The sequence below is a fragment of the Nonomuraea sp. NPDC050556 genome (assembly GCF_044457355.1).
GTDB lineage: Bacteria > Actinomycetota > Actinomycetes > Streptosporangiales > Streptosporangiaceae > Nonomuraea.
This window is the reverse complement of the sequence record NZ_JBITGU010000004.1, coordinates 171610-190150: the sequence shown is the minus strand read 5'-3', so window position 1 is coordinate 190150 and position 18541 is coordinate 171610. Positions and strand designations below refer to the sequence as shown.

At 70.1% G+C, this 18541-nt stretch carries 17 protein-coding genes; 6 read left to right on the top strand and 11 right to left on the bottom strand.

The window, feature by feature from the left end:
• Window positions 1-8: 8 nt before the first annotated feature.
• Window positions 9-596 carry a TetR/AcrR family transcriptional regulator gene (locus ACIBG8_RS37955; protein WP_397348031.1) on the top strand — a complete coding sequence of 196 codons (588 nt, stop codon included), beginning with the start codon at window positions 9-11 and terminating at the stop codon, window positions 594-596.
• Here ACIBG8_RS37955 and ACIBG8_RS37950 read toward each other — a convergent pair.
• Genes ACIBG8_RS37950 through ACIBG8_RS37925 form a run of 6 tightly spaced genes read right to left on the bottom strand, consistent with a single transcriptional unit; the run spans window position 589 to window position 6505 of the window.
• Complete coding sequence (locus ACIBG8_RS37950) at window positions 589-2214, bottom strand: serine/threonine-protein kinase (RefSeq protein ID WP_397348030.1); 1626 nt, start codon at window positions 2212-2214, stop codon at window positions 589-591. The genes ACIBG8_RS37955 and ACIBG8_RS37950 overlap by 8 nt on opposite strands.
• Before the next feature lie 6 nt (window positions 2215-2220).
• Window positions 2221-2793, bottom strand: coding sequence for an HAD family hydrolase (locus ACIBG8_RS37945; protein WP_397348029.1), 573 nt, complete (start codon window positions 2791-2793; stop codon window positions 2221-2223).
• A complete protein-coding gene (locus ACIBG8_RS37940) occupies window positions 2783-3859 on the bottom strand; it encodes an ABC transporter ATP-binding protein (protein WP_397348028.1) in 1077 nt (358 codons plus the stop codon). The genes ACIBG8_RS37945 and ACIBG8_RS37940 overlap by 11 nt, the downstream gene beginning before the upstream one ends.
• Window positions 3856-4656: an ABC transporter permease gene (locus ACIBG8_RS37935; RefSeq protein WP_397348027.1), complete on the bottom strand. Its 801-nt coding sequence runs from the start codon at window positions 4654-4656 to the stop codon at window positions 3856-3858. The genes ACIBG8_RS37940 and ACIBG8_RS37935 overlap by 4 nt, the downstream gene beginning before the upstream one ends.
• Window positions 4644-5462, bottom strand: a complete 819-nt coding sequence (locus ACIBG8_RS37930) for an ABC transporter permease (RefSeq protein ID WP_397348026.1) — start codon at window positions 5460-5462, stop codon at window positions 4644-4646. The genes ACIBG8_RS37935 and ACIBG8_RS37930 overlap by 13 nt, the downstream gene beginning before the upstream one ends.
• Window positions 5463-5464: 2 nt before the next feature.
• Window positions 5465-6505: an ABC transporter substrate-binding protein gene (locus tag ACIBG8_RS37925; protein WP_397348025.1), complete on the bottom strand. Its 1041-nt coding sequence runs from the start codon at window positions 6503-6505 to the stop codon at window positions 5465-5467.
• 226 nt (window positions 6506-6731) lie between these two features.
• Here ACIBG8_RS37925 and ACIBG8_RS37920 point away from each other — a divergent pair, with 226 nt between their 5' ends.
• The 3 genes from ACIBG8_RS37920 (at window position 6732) to ACIBG8_RS37910 (ending at window position 11316) form a co-directional block, all read left to right on the top strand.
• A complete protein-coding gene (locus ACIBG8_RS37920) occupies window positions 6732-7472 on the top strand; it encodes a GntR family transcriptional regulator (RefSeq protein ID WP_397348024.1) in 741 nt (246 codons plus the stop codon).
• A gap of 83 nt (window positions 7473-7555) precedes the next feature.
• Complete coding sequence (locus ACIBG8_RS37915; protein WP_397348023.1) at window positions 7556-7822, top strand: DUF6504 family protein; 267 nt, start codon at window positions 7556-7558, stop codon at window positions 7820-7822.
• Window positions 7822-11316, top strand: coding sequence for a DNA polymerase III subunit alpha (locus ACIBG8_RS37910; RefSeq protein WP_397348022.1), 3495 nt, complete (start codon window positions 7822-7824; stop codon window positions 11314-11316). The genes ACIBG8_RS37915 and ACIBG8_RS37910 overlap by 1 nt, the downstream gene beginning before the upstream one ends.
• Window positions 11317-11574: 258 nt before the next feature.
• Here the strand turns inward: ACIBG8_RS37910 and ACIBG8_RS37905 are convergent, their stop codons facing one another.
• The 4 genes from ACIBG8_RS37905 to ACIBG8_RS37890 form a co-directional block, all read right to left on the bottom strand.
• Window positions 11575-12231, bottom strand: a complete 657-nt coding sequence (locus tag ACIBG8_RS37905) for a DUF4328 domain-containing protein (RefSeq protein WP_397348021.1) — start codon at window positions 12229-12231, stop codon at window positions 11575-11577.
• A 62-nt stretch (window positions 12232-12293) separates the two neighbouring features.
• Window positions 12294-12944, bottom strand: a complete 651-nt coding sequence (locus tag ACIBG8_RS37900; protein WP_397348020.1) for a response regulator — start codon at window positions 12942-12944, stop codon at window positions 12294-12296.
• 176 nt (window positions 12945-13120) lie between these two features.
• On the bottom strand, window positions 13121-13444 hold the full coding sequence (locus ACIBG8_RS37895; RefSeq protein ID WP_397348019.1) for a helix-turn-helix domain-containing protein: 324 nt from the start codon (window positions 13442-13444) through the stop codon (window positions 13121-13123).
• Window positions 13441-13794 carry a type II toxin-antitoxin system RelE/ParE family toxin gene (locus ACIBG8_RS37890; protein WP_397348018.1) on the bottom strand — a complete coding sequence of 118 codons (354 nt, stop codon included), beginning with the start codon at window positions 13792-13794 and terminating at the stop codon, window positions 13441-13443. Before ACIBG8_RS37890 ends, ACIBG8_RS37895 begins: the two co-directional genes overlap by 4 nt.
• Window positions 13795-14003: 209 nt before the next feature.
• On the opposite strand from ACIBG8_RS37890, the gene ACIBG8_RS37885 reads away from it, so the two are divergent.
• Together ACIBG8_RS37885 and ACIBG8_RS37880 are read left to right on the top strand one after the other, a co-directional pair.
• Complete coding sequence (locus tag ACIBG8_RS37885) at window positions 14004-14684, top strand: ABC transporter ATP-binding protein (protein WP_397348017.1); 681 nt, start codon at window positions 14004-14006, stop codon at window positions 14682-14684.
• Window positions 14684-16561 carry an FtsX-like permease family protein gene (locus tag ACIBG8_RS37880; protein WP_397348016.1) on the top strand — a complete coding sequence of 626 codons (1878 nt, stop codon included), beginning with the start codon at window positions 14684-14686 and terminating at the stop codon, window positions 16559-16561. Before ACIBG8_RS37885 ends, ACIBG8_RS37880 begins: the two co-directional genes overlap by 1 nt.
• Here ACIBG8_RS37880 and ACIBG8_RS37875 read toward each other — a convergent pair.
• The gene (locus tag ACIBG8_RS37875) at window positions 16558-18240 is read right to left on the bottom strand and encodes a BTAD domain-containing putative transcriptional regulator (protein WP_397348015.1); all 1683 of its coding nucleotides are present in this window, start codon (window positions 18238-18240) and stop codon (window positions 16558-16560) included. The genes ACIBG8_RS37880 and ACIBG8_RS37875 overlap by 4 nt on opposite strands.
• Window positions 18241-18541 lie beyond the last annotated feature (301 nt).

The window sequence follows — 18541 nt, the reverse complement described above, 5'->3', positions numbered from 1 at the left end:
AGTAGTTTTTGCAACCCGACAGGAGACCCGGCGGCCGCAGCGCCCGGGTGCGCGAGGCCGTACGGCAGGCCACGCTGGCCGAGCTGGTGGAACGCGGCTACGCCGGACTGACCGTGGAGAACGTCGCCATCAGGTCAGGAGTGCACAAGACGACCGTCTACCGGCGCTGGGGCAGCGCTGAGGGGCTCATCGCCGACGCGCTCGACTACGCCGTCGGCGACCCGTGGCCGATCCCCGACACCGGGACGGTCGAGGGCGACCTGCGGGAGATCGTCCGGCTCGTGCGGAGCGGGTTCGCCGATCCCGAGGCAGGGCCGGTGTCGTCGGCGTTCGTGGCGGCGGCGATGCAGAACCCCGCGGCGGCCGGAGCGCTCAACGCCTTCTACGCGGCCAGGCACGAGCAGTCGGCCGTGGTGATCAGGAAGGCGGTCGAGCGCGGTGAGCTGCCCGAGGGGGTCGACGCGGAAGAGGTGATCAGGGTGGCCGTGGCGCCGGTCTACTACCGGCTGTTCGTCACCCACGAGCCGGTCACCGACCGGGACGCGGACCGGGCGGCCGACGCCGCGCTGGCCGCGGCCAGGCAGGGGGTCATTTAGTCGGTTGCTTGCCGCGCAGCTCGAAGTTGTCGTAGGTGACCTTGATGACCGACTTGCTGCCCTTGGAGACGCGGCTGAACATGCCGAGCGAGCCGCTCTTCAGCGGGTTGGCGTCGTCCACCTGGTGGATGCGCTTGCCGTCCACCCACATCGTCAGCCGCACCGCGGTGTCGACCTGGTCGCACGACGCCTCCAGGCGCACCTTCTGCCCGGTCTTGAGGACGCCCACCTTGACCGGCTGGGCCAGGTTGCCGCCCGCGCCGTCGACGACGCGCCTGATGCGGGCGTTGCCCGTCGAGTCGAGGGTGAAGTCGTAGTAGGTGCCGTTGTTGTCGCCCCTGCACCACAGGCCGTACTCGCCGCTGCCCTGCACCTTCCTGACCGTCGCGTCCACGCCGATCAGTAACGACGTCGGGAGGACCGGGGTCGGTGACGCCGAGGGCTCGGGCGTCGCGGGAGCCTCCACCACGAACGGGACCGGGGCCTGCGCCCACTTCTCCTCGGCGTCCTCCGCCGCGTCCAGCCCGTAGGCGCCCTCGGAGGTGTAGCCGTAGCTCTTGTCCGCCAGCGGGTCGTAGGTGCTGCTGTCCCAGCCGCTGCTGGTGTTGTTGAAGTCGTCCTGGAAGAGCGCGGGCAGGTCGGTGGGCGGCCCGCCGCCCGACAGCGCCCACAGCGTGGCCCCGCCGCCGATGACCAGCACAGCGGCGGCTGCCAGCCCGATCATGAGCTTCGACCGGTCGCGCTGCCTGCTGTTGCGCCGCTCCTCGACCCTCGTCGGCTGGTGCGCGCTCTGCTGCCAGGCCACCTGCACCGTGTGCGCGGCCTGCTCGGGCGCTGCTGAGCGGCCGATGAGGTGGTCGAGCAGCTGCTGGGCCGTCGGCCGCCTCGCCGGGTCCTTGGCCAGCGCGGCGATGACCAGCTCCCTGAGCCCCGGTTCGAGCTCGTCGAGGAGGGGTTCCGTGTTGAGCACCTGGTAGATGACCGCGGGAAGCGCCTCGCCGCCGAACGGCGCGCGGCCGGTCGCCGCGAAGGCCATCAGGCAGCCCCACGAGAAGACGTCGCAGGCAGGCGCGACCGGCTCGCCGCGCAGCACCTCGGGCGCCATGTAGCGGGGCGTGCCGATCAGCTCGCCGGTGCCGGTGACGCCGTCGAGGGAGTCGAGGGCGCGGGCGATGCCGAAGTCGATCACGCGCGGGCCGACGGGGGAGAGCAGCACGTTCGACGGCTTCAGGTCGCGGTGCACGACGCCCGCGCCGTGGATCGCGGTGAGCGCGGTGGCCACGCTGACGGCCAGGGCGTCGAGGCTGGAGCCGCGCAGCGGGCCTGACTGCCTGACCGCCTCCTCCAGGTTCGGGCCGGGCACGTACTCGGTGACCACGTAGAGCTGGTCGCCGTCGAGCGCCGCTTCGAGCACGGCCGCCGTGCAGAACCTGCGCACCCGCCGCGCCGCGTCGGCCTCCCTGCGGAAACGGCTGCGGAACTGCTCGTTCTGGCTGAGCTCCGGGTTGATCACCTTGATCGCGACGTGCTGCCCCGTGGGGTCCTCGGCCAGGTGGACGGTACCCATACCGCCCCGGCCGAGCACGTTCAGCAGCCTGTATCGCCCGATCTGGTTCACAGCGCGTCAGCTTAGCGACATCGCACGCAGGTCGGGCAGTCCTGCCTCGGTAACAGCCACGACCCGGCACCCCGCCGCGCGGGCGGCCGCGATCCCGGTCGGGCTGTCCTCGATGGCCACGCACCTCTCCGGGTCGACGTCGAGCCGCCTGGCCGCCTCCAGATAGGGGTCGGGGTACGGCTTGCCGCGCACGGTGTCCTCGGCGGCGACCACCTCGTCGAAGCGGTGGTTCAGGTTGGGGAGGACGAGGTCGACGATGCTCCTGGGGGAGGCGCTGACCAGCGCGGTCGGGATGCCCTCAGCCGACAGCTCGGCCAGCAGCCCGAGCGCGCCGGGAATGATGCTCACACCCCGTCTGATGTGGTCGGCGAAGGCGTCGGTGAGGCGCTGCGCCACCCCGTCGACCTCGTCGGCGGCGGTGAGCATGGCCGCCGTGTCCTCTACCGAACGCCCCAGGACGTCGTCCTGGCCGACGGTCACACCGAGGGAGCGGGCGATGGACGCCGTGGCGTCCCACCACAGCCCCTCGGTGTCGACCAGCGTGCCGTCCATGTCGAACAGAACAGCGTCAGGCAACATCGGCCGGTTCCGAAGCGGCGGGCACGGGGGCTGCCGCGGTGCGCCCGGCGACCAGCACCGGACGTTCCACCAGGCGCACGGCCACCTTCGTGCCCGGCCCCAGCCGTACCGCCTCGTGTCCAGGAACGTCGGCGACGACCTCGCCGCCGTCCAGCGCCACGCGCAGCCGTACGGACGCGCCGCGGAAGGAGGCGGCGATGATCTCGGCCCTGCCGTCCTCCGTGGGGGTGATCTGCACGGCCTCGGGGCGGACCAGCACGTCGACGTCCAGGCCAGGAGCCTGGCCGTCCAGGGGGAGGAGCTGGCCGAGTACGGTCACCTGGTCGCCGGAGACCCGGCCGGGCAGGTGGTTCATGGTCCCGACGAACTCGGCGACGAACGGGGTCGACGGCCGGTCGTAGACCTCGGCGGGCGCGCCGACCTGCTCCAGCTTGCCGTGCTGCAGGACGGCGACGCGGTCGGCGATCGACAGCGCCTCCTCCTGGTCGTGCGTCACGAAGATCGTGGTGATGCCCAGGTCGAGCTGCAGCCGCCTGATCTCCTCGCGCAGCGACACCCGCACCTTTGCGTCCAGCGCGGACAGCGGCTCGTCCAGGAGCAGTACGGCGGGCTCCAGGGCCAGCGCCCTGGCCAGGGCGACACGCTGCTGCTGGCCGCCGGAGAGCTGGTGCGGGAAGCGGTCGCCGTGCGTGGGCAGGCCGACGAGCTCCAGCAGTTCCTGCGCCTTCGCGCGGCGCTTGGCCACGTTGACCTTGCGGACGCGCAGGCCGAAGGAGACGTTGTCGAGCGCGTTGAGGTTGGGGAAGAGCGAGTAGGACTGGAAGACCATGCCCGCGTCGCGCTTGTTGGCCGGGACCTTGGTGATGTCCTTGCCGTCCAGGAGCACCGCGCCCTCGTCCGGCTGCTCGAACCCGGCCACGCACCGCAGGGCCGTGGTCTTGCCGCAGCCGGACGGGCCGAGCAGCGCCACGAACTCGCCAGGCTCGATGGTCAGATCGAACCCGTCGAGCGCCACGGTCTTGCCGTAGACGCGCCGGAGCCCCCTGAACTCCACCTGAGCGGTCATGCCTTCTTCTTCCTTCCAGACGCGGTGGAGACGACCAGCAGCAGGACCCAGGTGAGGATCAGGCTGAGCACCGACACCGCCACGGACAGTTGCGCCTTCGACCCGGAGATCGTCACGATCCAGACCGAGAACGGCTGGTAGCCGCGCAGCCTGGCGATCGTGTACTCGCCGAGCACCAGGGCAAGGGTGAGGAACGAGGCGCTGGCCAGGGCCGAGCGCAGGTTCGGGACGATCACCCGGAACATCACGTGCGGCCAGGAGGCGCCGAGGTTGCGCGCCGCCTCGACCAGCGTGCGCGCGTCGATCGCGCCGAACCCGGCGTCCAGCGAGCGGTAGACGAACGGCAGCGCCAGCACCGCGTAGGCGAGCACCAGCTCGAAGGGGAAAGCCCCGTTCTGCATCGCCTGGAGCGTCGCCCAGAACGGCGTCGGCGCCAGGACGTCGTTGCTCTTGGACATCACCGTGCTGATCCCGGCGACGAACGTGATCGGCGGCACCACCAGGGGCAGCGTGCAGATCACCTCCATCGCCGGCTTCAGCCTGGGCGCGCTGAGCCGTACGGCCAGCATCGCCGGGAGGGTGAGCACCAGGACCACCACGATCGTGGCCACCGCCAGGCCGAGCGACATCATCAGGCTCGGCAGGAACCCCTCGGCCGTGAGCAGCTGGCCGTAGGCGTCCAGCGTGAAGCCCTTGTTGGGCACGTACGCGGTGAACCAGAACGACGCGCCCAGCGGTACCAGGAAGTAGACGGCCGCGAGGACGAGCACGGACCTTCGCCACATCACTGCAGCCATCGGCTGCTCCTCTTCTGCAGCGGCAGGTAGATCGCCATCACCAGGCCCGCGATCACGATCATGTTGAGGCTGAGCGCCAGCGCGACGTTCTCGTAGCCGATCAGCACGTCGCCGGTGAGCGCGTTGGCGATCTTCAGGGTGATCAGCGGCAGCACGGTGCCCGCGCCCATCGCGGCCGCCGTGGCGAACGCGGCGAAGCACATGCCGAACAGCAGCACCACGCCGCCCAGCAGCGCGGGGGTCAGCACCGGGATGCCGACGTAGCGCCAGTACTGCCAGGTCGTCGCGCCGTTGTTGGACGCCGCCTCGCGCCACTGCGGGCGCAGGCCGTCCAGCGCCGGGGCCATGACCAGCACCATCAGCGGGATGGAGAAGTACAGGTAGACGGTGGTCAGCCCCCAGAACGTGTAGAGGGCGCCCGTCGACAGGCCGAGCAGCTCGCTGATCAGCCCGGTGTTGCCGAGCGTCGCCACCCAGGCGAAGGCCAGCGGCACCCCGCCGAAGTTGGCCAGCACCCCGGAGGCCGTCAGCACGGACTCGCGCAGCGCGGTGGAGCGCGAGGTCACCACCGCGTACGCCAGGAACGTGCCGAAGATCGCGCCGAGCACCGCCACGACGGCCGACAGCTGGATGCTGCCGAGCATCGAGGTCAGGTACCCGCCGCGCAGGCTCTGCTGCATGTTGGCCAGGCTCGGCCTGCCCTCTGCCGTGAACGCGCCGGTGAGCAGCGCCACGGCGGGCAGGCCGAAGATGACCGCCACGAAGCCCAGCAGGGGCAGCGCCCCGAGCCAGCCTTTCGATCTCATGATCAACCCGCTACCGCGGCGTCCCAGCCCTCGGCGAGCGCGGCCTTGGCCTTGTCCACCTGCTCGGGCGTCGGGAACGTGGGCGTGCCCTCGGCCGGGGGCAGCTTCTCCGCCGCCGCCTTGTCGACCGAGCCGTCGGCCGTCATGGCGGGCAGCAGGACGGGGCGGGCGAAGCCCTTCAGGTAGAGGTTCTGGCCCTCGGTGCTGAAGAGGAACTCCTGCCACAGGCGCGCGGCCGCCGGGTGCGGCGCGTCCTTGTTGATGGCCTGGGCGTACAGCTGGAAGTACTGCGCGTCGGTCGGGACGACGATCTTCCAGTCGATGCCCTTGGGCGCCATCTCGGGGCCGTAGGCGGCGTTGTTGTAGTCCCAGTCGATGGAGATGGGCGTCTCGCCCTTCTCGATGCTGGCCGGGGTGGTCTCGACCGGGTTGTAGTTACCGGCCGCCTTGAGCTTCTTGAAGAAGTCCAGGCCGGGGGCGATGTCGTCGAACGAGCCGCCGTTGGACAGCGAGGCGGCGTAGACGCCGGCGAAGGCGGAACCCGACTTGGTGGGGTTGCCGTTCATCGCGACCTGGCCCTTGTACTCGGGCTTGAGCAGGTCCTTGAAGCTGGTCGGGCAGGCCTTGACGACCTTGGCGTTGCAGCCGATGGAGACGTAGCCGCCGTAGTCGTTGGTCCAGAGGCCGGTGTCCTCCTTCTGACCGGCCGGAACCTTGTCGAAGGTCTGCACCTTGTAGGGGGCGAACAGGCCCTCCTTGGCGCCGCTCAGCGCGAACGACTGGCCGACGTCGACCACGTCGGGGGCGCGGTCCTGGCCCTTGCGGGTCTTGATGGCGTTGATCTCGTCCGCGCTGGCCGCGTCGGGATCCTCGCTCTCGATCTTGATGCCGTACTTGGCCTCGAAGGCCTTGATGATCTCGCCGTAGTTGGCCCAATCCGGCGGGAGGGCGATGACGTGGAGCGCGCCCTCCTTCTTCGCGGCTTCGACGAGCTTGTCGAGGCCGCCGAAGTCGGCGGCGGAGGTGGCCGTCTTGGCGTCCACCCCTCCTGCCGACGCCGACGCTTCCGTCTTGGTGGTCGGTGCGGCGCCACACGCCGCGGTGACTACGGTTAGGGCTGCTATAACGCCTGCCACGCGGGCGCGAGGTGTGAACACGACGCCTCCACTCTCTGGGGGTGTGGAATGAACCTAGGGGAACTTGTACAAACAAGGCCAGCCCTAGTAAGTCCCATAAAGATTGCTCTTTCGTGAACAGGAAGGGTCTGTAATGGTTGCGCGCTATGAACGGATTGCCGCTGAGCTGCGCGACGACATCCTTCGCGCCGTCTACCCGGTAGGAAGCCAGTTGCCATCCGAGTCCGAGCTGGCTGCGCGCTACTCGGCGGCTCGGGGGACCGTACGGCAGGCCGTGTCCGTACTCGTCGCCGAGGGCATCGTGGGTTCCCGGCAGGGGGCCAGGCGGATCGTGCTGGGCAACTCGCGCAGCCAGAGTTTCGCGGAGCTGCACAGCTTCGCCCAGTGGGCGCGCGCGAACGGCCACCGGGTCGGCGGGCGCGTGCTTTCCCAAGGTTTTCGCAAGGCCTCAGCCGGGGAGGCCGCCCGGCTCGCCTCGGACGAGGTGCTGGAGGTGCTCAGGCTGCGCACGCTCGAGGACGAGCCGGTGCTCATCGAGCGCACCGTCTACGCCGGGTGGATCGCCGCGGCCGTCGAGGCGCTGCCGCCGGACTGCGAGTCGGTGGCGCAGGCGCTGTTCGACTCCGTGGGGCTCGTCTTCGCGTACGGCGAGCACCTCATCGACGCGGTGGCCGCTGGCGCCCAGGACGCCCGCCTGCTCGGGGTGCGGCGCGGCAGCCCGCTCCTGCGCCAGCGCCGGGTCACCACCACCCACGAGGGCCGCCCGGTGGAGTGGTCGGACGACCGCTACCGCGCGGGCAGCGTGACGTTCAGCATCCGCAACTCGATCGGCGCCAACCCGCTCATCAGGCAGGCCGGCGACTTGCGTTTCTAGGCGTGAGAACATATGTTCGATAGATAACGCACCCGTCTTCCCCCGGGTGGCTCCTTTCGGCCCGGTGGGAAGAAGAAGACGTCTTGAGCAGACTCTATGGCGATCCAATTGAGGTGTGGACCCGTGATGGGCAGCCCACCCAGTTCGTCTGGCGCGATCGGCTCTACCTGGTGCGGCGCGTGCTCGACCACTGGGTGGTGGCGCGCGAGTGGTGGAAGACCGGCGAGGGCGACCCGGGCGAGCGGCAGTTCTGGCGCGTCGAGGCCTCGCCGGGCCGCCAGGTGGGTTCCTACGAGCTCAGGTTCGACACCGCCAGTGGCGGGTGGCTGCTGCTGCGAGCGTGGGACTGATGGCCGCCTTCCCGCACCTGCACGTCAGCTCGGCGTACTCGCTGCGGTACGGCACCGCGTTCCCGGCGGCCCTGGTGCAGCGGGCGGCCGACCACGGGATGGACATCCTGGCGCTGACCGACCGCGACGGGCTCTACGGGGCGATCAAGCACGCCGACGCGTGCCGTAAGGCTGATATCAAGCCGGTCCTGGGCGTCGACCTCGCCCTGTCCGGCGTTTCCGGCGCTCGCCCGAGGACGGGTCCCGACGCCGAGGACCGCGTCACCGTGCTGGCCCGCTCCCACGGATGGACCGACCTGACCCGCCTGGTCACGGCGGCGCACTACGCGGGCGAGCGCGGCAAACCCGCGGTGACCCGGGACATGATCACCGGCGACGGGCTGATGGTGCTGCTCGGCCCGCGGTCCGACGTCGGCAGGGCGGTGGCCGAGCGGCGCGACGAGCAGGCCAGGGTGCTGCTGAACCTCTGGCGGTCCACGATCCCCGGCGTGGTGGTCGAGCTGGTGGACCAGTACGGCTACCGCGACGCCACCACGGCGGTCCGCATGCTGGCGCTGGCCGAGTCCCTGGGCGTGCCCGCCGTACTCACCAATGCCGTGCGCTACCTGAACGCGGCCGACCACCAGGTCGGCGACGTGCTCGACGCCGCGCGCCAGCTCGTCCCGCTGCACCCGCGCCACCTGGACCGCTCCACCTCGCACGCCTATCTCAAGGGCACCAAGGAGATGTGGCAGGTCGCGCACAAGATCTGCGGCGCGGACGAGGAGCGGATCACCCGGCTGCTGCACACCACCAGGCAGCTCGCCGAGATGTGCGCGATCGACCCGCTGGAGCTGCTGGCCATCCAGAGCGGAGACCCTCGGAAGCTGAACCTGCCGGAGATGGGCAAGAACCCGGTCCCGCTGCTGCGCAACCGCTGCGAGGACGGCCTCCACGACCGCGGCCTGGCGGGCTCGGCCGATGCCCGGGAGCGGCTGAGACACGAGCTCGGCATCATCGAGAACAAACACCTGTCCGGATATTTCATAGCCGTGGCTGGCATCACGGACATGATCCGGGGGATGAAGATCCGCTGCGCCATCCGTGGCTCTGGCGCGGGCAGCCTCGTCAACTACCTGCTGAGGATCGGCGAGGTCAACCCGCTCGACCACGGCCTGCTCATGGAGCGGTTCCTGTCCGAGGGCCGCATCGGGCTGCCCGACATCGACGTCGACGTCGAGTCCGCGCGCCGCCTCGACTGCTACAAAGCGATCTTCGACAGGTACGGCGAAGCCAGGGTCGCCTGCGTGTCGATGATGGAGACCTACCGGGCGCGCAGCGCGATCAGGGACGTCGGCGGCGCCATGGGCCTGCCGCCGCACGAGATCGACGCCATCGCCAAGGCGTTCCCGCACATCAGGGCGCGCCAGATCACCGCGTCGCTGGCCGACCTGCCCGAGCTGCGCGAGTCGCGGCTGGGGGAGGCGGGGCTCGGGCGGATGTTCTCGCTGGCGGAGAAGCTCGACGGGCTGCCCAGGCACATCGCGCTGCACCCGTGCGGGGTGCTGGTCGGCAACTCCACGCTGCGCGAGCGCACCCCGGTCGAGCGGAGCCTGCTGGAGTTCCCCATGTCGCAGTTCGACAAGGACGACGTGGAGGAGGCGGGGCTGCTCAAGCTCGACGTGCTGGGGGTGCGGATGCAGTCCGCGATGGCCTACACGCTCGGCGAGATCAAGCGCGTCGACGACCTGGAGATCGAGCTCGACGCGGTGGCGCACGACGACGCCACCACCTACGACATGATCTGCGCCAGCCGTACGCTCGGGTGCTTCCAGATCGAGTCGCCGGGGCAGCGGGAGCTGGTGGCCAAGCTGGAGCCGCGGACGATGCACGACCTGATCGTGGACATCTCGCTGTTCCGGCCTGGGCCGGTGAACTCCGACATGGTCACGCCGTACCTTCAGGCGCGGCACGGGTGGCGTCAGCCGTACTACGCGCACGAGCGGCTGCGCGACGCGCTCAAGGAGACCCACGGCGTGGTCGTCTTCCACGAGCAGGTCCTGAAGATCATCGAGGTGATGACGGGCAAGGACCTGAACTACGCCGAGAAGCTCCGTCGCACGCTGGCCACTTCGGAAGGAAGGGAGGTCGTCAAGAAGGAGTTCATGCCCAGGGCCAAGTCCAACGGGTTCGACGACGTCACCGTGGACAAGGCGTGGAAGGTGCTCGACGCGTTCGGCGCGTTCGGGTTCTGCAAGGCGCACGCCGCGGCCTTCGCGCTGCCCACCTACCAGTCGGCCTGGCTCAAGCGCCACCACGCCGCCGCGTTCTTCGCCGGGGTGCTCACCCACGAACCCGGCATGTACCCCCAGCGGGTCATCGTCGACGAAGCCCGCCAGTGCGGCGTCACGATCCTGCCGCTGGACGTGAACAAGTCGGGCAAGGAGTGGCGGGTGGAACGGCTCGGCCTGCGCGTCCCGCCAGCCGAGTTCAAGATCGAGGAGCTGGGCAGGGGATACGCGTTGCGCGTGCCGTTCTCGGCGGTCAAAGGGGTCAGCGAGGCCGAGGTGGAGCGCATGGTGGCCGGGCAGCCGTACTCCTCGCTCGCCGACTTCTGGGACCGGGCCAGGCCCTCGCGGCCGATCATGGAGCGGATCGTCCAGGTCGGCGGCCTCGACGCGCTGCACGACCTGCACCCGGGCGGGGGCGGGCCGCGCTGGCGGCCGGGCACGCTGACCCGCCGCGACCTGATCGCCCAGGTCGGCGCGCTGGACCGGGAGTCTTTTTCCGGCGTGCGCTCGGGCACGGGGCGTCGCAAGGGGTACGTCAGGACGGCCGCGCCCGTTGAGATCCCCGCCGTTCAGCTTCCGCTGGGCTTCGCCGAGCACATCCCGCCCGGCGAGCTGCCCGAGATGACCGAGACCGAGATGGTCGAGGCGGAGCTGGAGATCCTCGGCATCGACATCAGCAAGCACGTGATCAGCTTCCACGACGAGCTGCTCGACGCGATCGGGGTGGTGCGCTCGGAAGATCTGCTGTCCCAGCGCAACGGGGCCGAGGTGCTGGTGGCGGGGGTCAAGGTGGCGACCCAGACGCCGGCCGTACGGTCGGGGCAGCGGGTCATCTTCGCCACCCTCGACGATTCGACAGGGCCGGTGGACCTGACGTTCTTCGAGTCGGTGCAGGGGCGGTGCGCGGCGACGGTGTTCGGGTCGTGGCTGATGGTGGCGCGCGGGGTGATCAGGCGCACCGGGCCGAAGGCGATCTCCATGCGGGCGCTGGACTGCTGGAACCTGGTCGACCTGGACGCGCTGTGGCGTGCGCAGGGGGTGGAGGCGGTCCGGGCGTTGCTGGCGCGCGGGTCTGAGGACGCGGGGGCGGTCGGGGGGCGGCGCATCGAGTACGCGAACGGGTTCCAGCTCTCCCCGTACGCCGACCTGGGGCCTGCGATCACGACGCCGACGCGGCAGTTGTGGCACGCGAGCCAGGGCAGCTCGGGGCCTACGGCTGCGTGAAGACCCGGGAGGGGTGTCCCGTCGCGGCGTTGCGGCGGGACGCCCCTCCCGCTCGCCTGCCGTACCCCTGGAGGGACCCCAGCCACGGTCGGCGACTGGGCATCCCCCGGCTCCGCCGTACCCCCAAACGACCTTCAGCCCTCAAAGGACCTTCAGCCCTCAAAGGACCTTCAGCCCTCAAAGGACCTTCAGTCCCGGGGGCGCTCAGCCCTTTCCAAAGGCCTTCTTTTCGAAGGAAGGCCAGCCACTTACGGCGGGTTAGCTCGCGCGACTGACCGAATCCACTGAGGAGAGGGAGCGCAGCCGGATGGCGGGAGCCGCGTGGAGGGAGCGCTGGATGGCCGTGATGTCGCGGACCGTCGCCGCGCACAGCAGCGCCGCCACCGCCGTCACCACCAGCTCAGGCACCCCCAGCCCGGTAAGCTCCCCGCGCCCGTTGACCAGCAACTGGTACGTGACCATCCCAGCGGCGACGAGCCACGTAGCCCACCAGGCCCCCAGCAGCGCCAGCCACCTCCCGCGCCGGTCGAACGGCGGCTTCGCCTCCCGCCACACCTCGTCCACCAGCACCACCGGCGCCACCAGGTTCACGAACGGCACCAGCCAGGCCCCCAGCACCGGCGAGGCGGGCGCCGCGGGCGAGTTGGCCTGCCGGGCGCGCACCAGCCACGTCAGGTAGGCGACAGCGGCCGCGACCGTGGCCACGACCATCACCATCATGAGGACGGCGAAGACCGTCACGGCCCCCACTACGGCCTCGGACCCGCGCGCCTCGCCCCCCAGCGTCGCGATCTGCTCAGCCAGCCGCCTGCCGCGGACCTGTTCGAAGATCACCAGACCGCCCAGGGAGACGACCTGTGTGGCGAGGGTCAGGTAGACAGCGGCCCCCGTCGGTGGTGTCTGGATAGCGCGCACCTGTATCTCCCCTGGCCGCCCAAGTTCTCCTCTGACTTGTATCCCGCCAGCCTCCGGATTAATCAGCTCACGACGCCGGATTCCCACGCCCAAGCGGCGGTTTCCACCCTGTTTCTCGCCCCTAGTTTGACCTGGATGCTGCCGAGATGCGTCTTCACTGTCGACAGCGACACGAACAGCTCGGCGGCGACCTCCTGGTTGGTCTTCCCCCTGGCCACGAGGCGCACCACGTCGAGCTCCCGCTCCGTGAGCGGCTCTGCGGGCTGCCTGGTCACGACGGGGGACGGCTTGGCCAGGTGTTGCAGCAGCCGTACGGTCACCGAAGGCGACACCAGCGCCTCCCCGCTGGCCGCGGCCCGGATCGCCTCGATGAGCAACGTCGGCCCACTGTCCTTGAGCAGAAACCCGGTGGCACCGGCACGAAGCGCCCCATAGACATACTCATCAAGGTCGAACGTCGTCACGATGACCACCCGCATAGGACTCTCGACACCAGGCCCCGCCAGGACCCTGGTCACTTCGAGCCCGTCCAGCTTGGGCATACGAATGTCGAGAAGGCACACGTCGGGCTTGAGCCGTCTGGCCTCGGAGACGGCCTCCGCCCCATCGGCCACGGCCGCGACCACCTCCATGTCGGGCTGGGCGTCGAGGATCATCTGGAAGCCGGTACGCACCAGCTCCTGGTCGTCGGCGATGAGCACGCGAATCGTCACGCCCCCAGCTTAGGGACCCTCGGACCTCGCGCTAACGCGCTCGGGCAGCGCTTATGGCGGGCCTCCGGCCCGGAAGAGGACCTCGCTCCGCGAGGGCCGTTCTTTCAGGCGCTCTTCGCGCCCAAGCGCTCTTCCCCGAGCCCAAAGTCATGGCGAGTATGCGGACAACGGCCCCGTCAGGCGTCGGTCGCGCCTGCCGCAAGCTCCAGATGCTCGTCGTCCACGTCGATGGAGACGCCCAGCTTGCCGCCCAGCGCCTCCGCATAGGCGACCAGGGTGGATACCTTGATCGTCGAAAGCTGCGCTGTCTCGATCGCGGACACCCGCTTCTGGGAGACTTCCATCCGATCGGCGACTTGCTGTTGCGTCAGGCCCAGCCTCTTGCGGACCTCGCCGAGCCGAAGCCCGGCACGCAGGAGCGATGCTTGCCTCCGGATCTCGTCCATCTCGCCCGGTCCATCGAAGATCTCCGCCAAGGCGCTGTCGTCGCGACTCTTCATCGTTTCCCCTCCTCGTCGGCCTGCCATCGGTGATAGCGATCCACTGCCTCGTCGATTAGCTGGTCGTAGAATCTGCCGCTCTTCAGATTGCGTTTGCCGCCGTGTGAGAGCAGAAGCACGACCGTACCTGCGTGGTAGACGAAGGCGATGCGGATGGTGCCATGGGTACGCAGTTCCAGCAGACTAATGCTCCGGGCAGTGTCGCCTCTGAGGCTGGCCACCAGATCCCGAGGGCGCCGCCCGGGACCGTCAAGCAGGAGTTCGATACGGGCGGCGATCTGGATGCCCAGCTCAGGATCGTCCTTGCGCAGAGACCGCAACCAGCACCGCACCTCTTCGACGATCTCCAACTTCCACGTACTCACTCCTCACGGGAAGATTTTACTATATATAGATGGTACTACTTAAAGGGTATGAGGGTTGGTTGCTTCGGTGCGATCGTTGGAACATCACTCCGGTCCGGGGAAGGGCGCTCTACCGGGAAGATCGGCCGTTTGGCTGAGGGGAATGGACGGGTGGCCGATTCTCGGGGTGGGGTCGGGCCGCGAGGCTCGTCACCATGAATGACGTACTCGCGGGGCTGGCGCTCACCAAGCGGTTCGGCCAGACCGTGGCCCTCGATGGAGTGGATCTCACCGTGCACGCGGCGGAAGCGGTGGCGATCATGGGCCCCAGCGGCTCGGGAAAGTCCACGCTGCTTCACTGCCTCGCCGGCATCATGAAGCCGGACTCGGGCGAAGTGCACCTGCTCGGCCAGCGGATCGACGCCATGAGCGAGCGCGAAAGGAGCCAGCTGCGCCGTACCAGGTTCGGGTTCGTGTTCCAGTTCGGCCAGCTGCTCCCCGAACTCCCGGCTGAGGAGAACGTCGCGCTGCCGCTCATGCTGGGCGGCGTGGCCAGGGCCCAGGCGGTGCGGCAGGCGCGCGAATGGTTCGGTCCCCTCGGCCTGTCCGGCATGGAGACGCGCAGGCCGGGCGAGCTGTCCGGCGGCCAGGCGCAGCGGGTGGCGATCGCCAGGGCGCTGGTGTCCAGGCCCGCCGTGGTGTTCGCCGACGAGCCCACCGGCGCGCTCGACTCCAACACCGGCAACGACACCATGCGCCTCCTCGTCGAGGCCACCAAGCACAACGGCGCCTCGCTGGTCGTCGTCACGCACGACCAGAACGTGGCCGCCTGGTGCGACCGCACGGTCGAGGTACGCGACGGCCACCTGCTCGTCCCGTTCGAAAGCGCGATCTGATGATGGATCTGACGTGGCGGCTGCTGCGCGGCGGCGGCAGAAGAGGCATGCTCGGCACCTGGCTGACGCTGAGCGCGGTCGCCATCTCGACGGCGCTGCTGCTGTTCGCGGTGGCGGCGAACGTCGCGTTCGGCGCGAGGGCGGACCGTGGCGCCTGGCGCAACCCGGTCAAGACCGACAACAATCCGGTGGCCGTCCAGGCGGGACGCACCGACTTCGTCCAGGGCAGGCCGATCTCCGTGGTGGAGCTGGCCGCGCTGAAGGACGGGGTCGCGCCGCCGCCCGGCATGGCCGCCTTCCCCAAGCCGGGCGAGGCGTGGTTGTCGCCCGCCCTGGCGGAGCTGGCCGGGAAGCTGCCCGCCGACCAGCTCGCCCAGCGGTTCCCCAAGAACGCGGGCGTGCTCGGAGACGAGGCGCTGGTGCACCCGGACGAGCTGGTGGCCGTGATGGGACACCGCCAGGACGACCCGGCGATGACCGGGAGCACGAAGGTGGCGAGCCTGGCGGGGACGCCCAGTGACGACGCGACCGCCTACCGGTTCCTCGCGCTGATCGCCAGCGTGCTGATGATCGTGCCGCTCCTGGTGTTCGGCGGGGCCGCGGCCCGGCTGACCGTCGCCCGCCGCGACCAGCGGCTGGCCACGCTCAGGCTCGTCGGCGCGACCCCTGGCCAGGTCGTACGGATGACCGTGGCGGAAGCGGTGATCGTCGCGTTCGCCGGAGCGCTGGTCGGCGCGGTCGCCTATGCGCTGGCCGTACCCCTGCTGACGCGGATCAGGATCAGCGGCGGCACCTGGTTCGCCGCCGACCTGTTCCCCGGTCCGCTGGTCCTGGCGGGGGCGCTGGTCACGGTGCCGATCCTGGTGGGGCTGTCGGCGATCGTCGGGCTCCGCCGGGTCGTGGTGAGCCCGCTGGGCGTCGCCAAGCGCGAGACGCCGCCGGGAATGCGCGCCGTCAGGGTGCTCGCGCTGCTCGCCGTCATGGCCGCGGTGCCGCTGGCGAGCAGGAGTGCCAGCATCGGCGTGGTCGTCGGGGTGCTGGCCCTGGCCTTCCTCTGCATCAACCTGGTCGGCCCGTGGGTGGTCGGGCTGATCGGACGGATCACCGCCAAGCGGGCGAGCAAGCCGTCCGCGCTGCTGGCCGGGCGCAGGCTCGTCGACGATCCGCGCTCCGCCTGGCGGACGGTGAGCGGGGTGGCGCTGACCGGGTTCGTGGCGGGTTTCCTCGGGTTGCTGAGCCCCGGCGACGCCTTCTCCGGCGCGGCCGAGGATCACCAACTGCGGGTCAAGGCGCCTGCCTCGCAGGTCGCCGAGGTGCGCGAGTTGCTGCCTGACGCGACGGTGAAGGCGGAGAAGTCGCTGATCGTCGTGGCCCTGGGCAGCGGGGCCGACCAGGCGACGGTCGACCGGGCCCGTACGGCTCTCGCCGGGGTGGCGCCAGGCCACTCGGCGAGCACCAGGGCCGAGGACGACAGCGTCGACATGGGCATCCTGGACGACATCAGCACCGGCACGATCGTGGTGCTCGCGGTGTCGTTCCTCGTCGCGATCACCAGCGCGGGCATCACGGCGGCGTCGTCCATTCTCGACAGGCGCCAGACGTACGCCCTGCTGCGCCTGGCCGGCACCCCGCTGGAGGTGCTCGACCGGGCGCGCAGGTCGGAGACGCTGATCCCGCTGGTCATCATGGGCGGCGGCTCGATCGCGGTCGGCATGTTCTGCGCCGCGCCGTTCATGATCGCCGGGATGAGCGCAGCAGGGCTGGTCACGCTACTGACCTGCGTCGCGGTCGGCTTCGCCGGGGTCGTCGGCGCGGGCGCCCTGTCCAGGCCGCTGCTCAGGTCGGTCACCGACGACCCGGCGCCGCGCCCGGACTAGGCGACGTGCTGCGGCTGCGTCCGCCCGGCGAACATCCTGACCAGGGGGCGCAGGCGGTAGACGCCGGGCGCGGGGGAGGTGAGCAGCGAGCGGTCGACCAGCCGCTCGACCACCTCCTCCGTCTCGCGCTCCGGTATGCCGAGCGCGGCGGCGCAGCGGGCCAGGGACAGCTCCTCGCCCCCGCAGGCGGACAGCAGCCCGAGGGCGGCGTGCTCCTGCTCGGTCAGGTCGAAGCTGGCCCGCAGCTCGTCCATGCCGCACAGCCGCTCCATGAGCTGCGCCATCGTCCACGAGGGCCGGGCGAGCAGCCGGGCGGCGACGATGCGCACCGCCTGCGGCAGCAGCCCGCACTCGGCGACCAGCCGCCGCGCGTCCTCGCGCTCCGCGGCGACCCTGGCCGGTCCCGCGATCGTGGACAGCAGCTCCAGCGCCTCCTCCTCCGTCAGGACGTCCAGGACGACGTGGTGCGCGGAGGGCAACTGGGACGGCATGGCCCGCGAGGTGACGATCGTGGCGCAACTCGCGGAACCCGGCAGCAACGAGCGGATCTGGGCTTGGTCGCCCGCATTGTCGAGGACCACCAGCACTCGCCGGTCGGCCGTCAGCGAACGGTACAGCGCGGCCCGCTCGTCCTCTGTCTCCGGAACGGCGTCCCCGCCCAGCGCCACGATGAACCGCCCGAGCACCTCGGACGGCGTCAGCCCGTGCAGGTCCACGTAGAGCTGCCCGTCGGGAAAGAGCTGGCGTACGGCGTGCGCGGCGTGGATCGCCAGCGTCGTCTTGCCGATCCCGCCCAGGCCGGAGATCGCCACCAGGGTGTAGGCGCTGCGTCCCGCGTCGCCGAGCCGTGCCGTGAGGTCGGCCACCAGGTCGGCGCGCCCGGTGAAGTCGGCCGTGTCGGCGGGCAGCTGCGCCGGGTGCGCGCCGCTGACCTGCACCGGCTGGACCACGTTCAGCGCCGGGTCGGCCTGGAGGATGGCGGTGTGCAGGTCCGACAGGTCGGATCCCGGATCGATGCCGAGCTCGTCCGCCAGCGTCTGCCTGACCTGCTCGTAGACGGTCAGCGCCGCGCCCTGCCGGTCCAGGCGGTAGAGGGCGAGCATGTGGATGGCGTGCAGCCGCTCCCGGTAGGGGTGCTCGTGCTGCGAGCCCTGCAGCTCGGCCGCGATCGAGGCGTAGTCGCCCAGGTCCAGCTCCAGCTCCAGGCGCGCCTCCCAGACGGCCAGCCGGCGCTCGGTGAGCGCGGCCCGCTGCCTCTCGACGTACGGACCACCGCTGCCGGCCAGCGCCTCCCCGCGCCAGAGCGCCTCGCCCTCGCGGTAGAGCTCCAGTGCCTCGGCCGGCCCTGACCTGGCCGCCGCGGCCGTGAGCTCGGTGAACCTGTTCACGTCGACGTGCTCGGGCGCCACGTTGAGCTGGTAGCCGCCGGGCACCGAGGCGAGCACCTCCCGGCCCAGCGCCCTGCGCAGCCTGCCCACGTAGGTGGAGATCGTGGCGGCGGCCGTACGCGGTGGATCGTTCCCGAAGATGCCGTCGAGCAGGTCAGAGGTGGGTACGAGCTCGCCAGCGCGCATCGCGAGCATCGCCAGGACGGCCCGCTGCTGCGGCGTCCCCGTCGGGGCCTCCCGGCCGAGGGAGTCACGCAGACGGACTTGTCCCAGCAGGTCAACACGCCACACAGCCACAGTCGCCCCCGATGCAGAACCAAGTGGATCAAGCAAGCTTGCATACTACGTTAAACGTAGATTCAATGCGCCGCCACCTGGGAAAGTCGCGGAATTCCCCCCGGCCAACCCCCGGTGACCTGGGCGTCGAAGATTCGTTTAAAGCGGCCGGGTAGAACATTCACATCGACTTTCTGCTCGGGAGGCTTATTGCGCTGAACGCCGTCAATAAAGGGATGAGGGCACGCCTTTTCATAAAGGCGTGCCTTCCTTTATTTCTGGGCCCTGACCTGCGGAAATGCAATTGTTTTGCATT

Coding starts and splice junctions, on each gene's coding strand:
- ACIBG8_RS37945 (WP_397348029.1), bottom strand. CDS start 2,793: ATGTTGCCTGACGCTGTTCTGTTCGACATGGACGGCACGCTGGTCGAC.
- ACIBG8_RS37940 (WP_397348028.1), bottom strand. CDS start 3,859: ATGACCGCTCAGGTGGAGTTCAGGGGGCTCCGGCGCGTCTACGGCAAG.
- ACIBG8_RS37935 (WP_397348027.1), bottom strand. CDS start 4,656: ATGGCTGCAGTGATGTGGCGAAGGTCCGTGCTCGTCCTCGCGGCCGTC.
- ACIBG8_RS37920 (WP_397348024.1), top strand. CDS start 6,732: ATGGTTGCGCGCTATGAACGGATTGCCGCTGAGCTGCGCGACGACATC.
- ACIBG8_RS37930 (WP_397348026.1), bottom strand. CDS start 5,462: ATGAGATCGAAAGGCTGGCTCGGGGCGCTGCCCCTGCTGGGCTTCGTG.
- ACIBG8_RS37895 (WP_397348019.1), bottom strand. CDS start 13,444: ATGAAGAGTCGCGACGACAGCGCCTTGGCGGAGATCTTCGATGGACCG.
- ACIBG8_RS37885 (WP_397348017.1), top strand. CDS start 14,004: ATGAATGACGTACTCGCGGGGCTGGCGCTCACCAAGCGGTTCGGCCAG.
- ACIBG8_RS37880 (WP_397348016.1), top strand. CDS start 14,684: ATGATGGATCTGACGTGGCGGCTGCTGCGCGGCGGCGGCAGAAGAGGC.
- ACIBG8_RS37910 (WP_397348022.1), top strand. CDS start 7,822: ATGGCCGCCTTCCCGCACCTGCACGTCAGCTCGGCGTACTCGCTGCGG.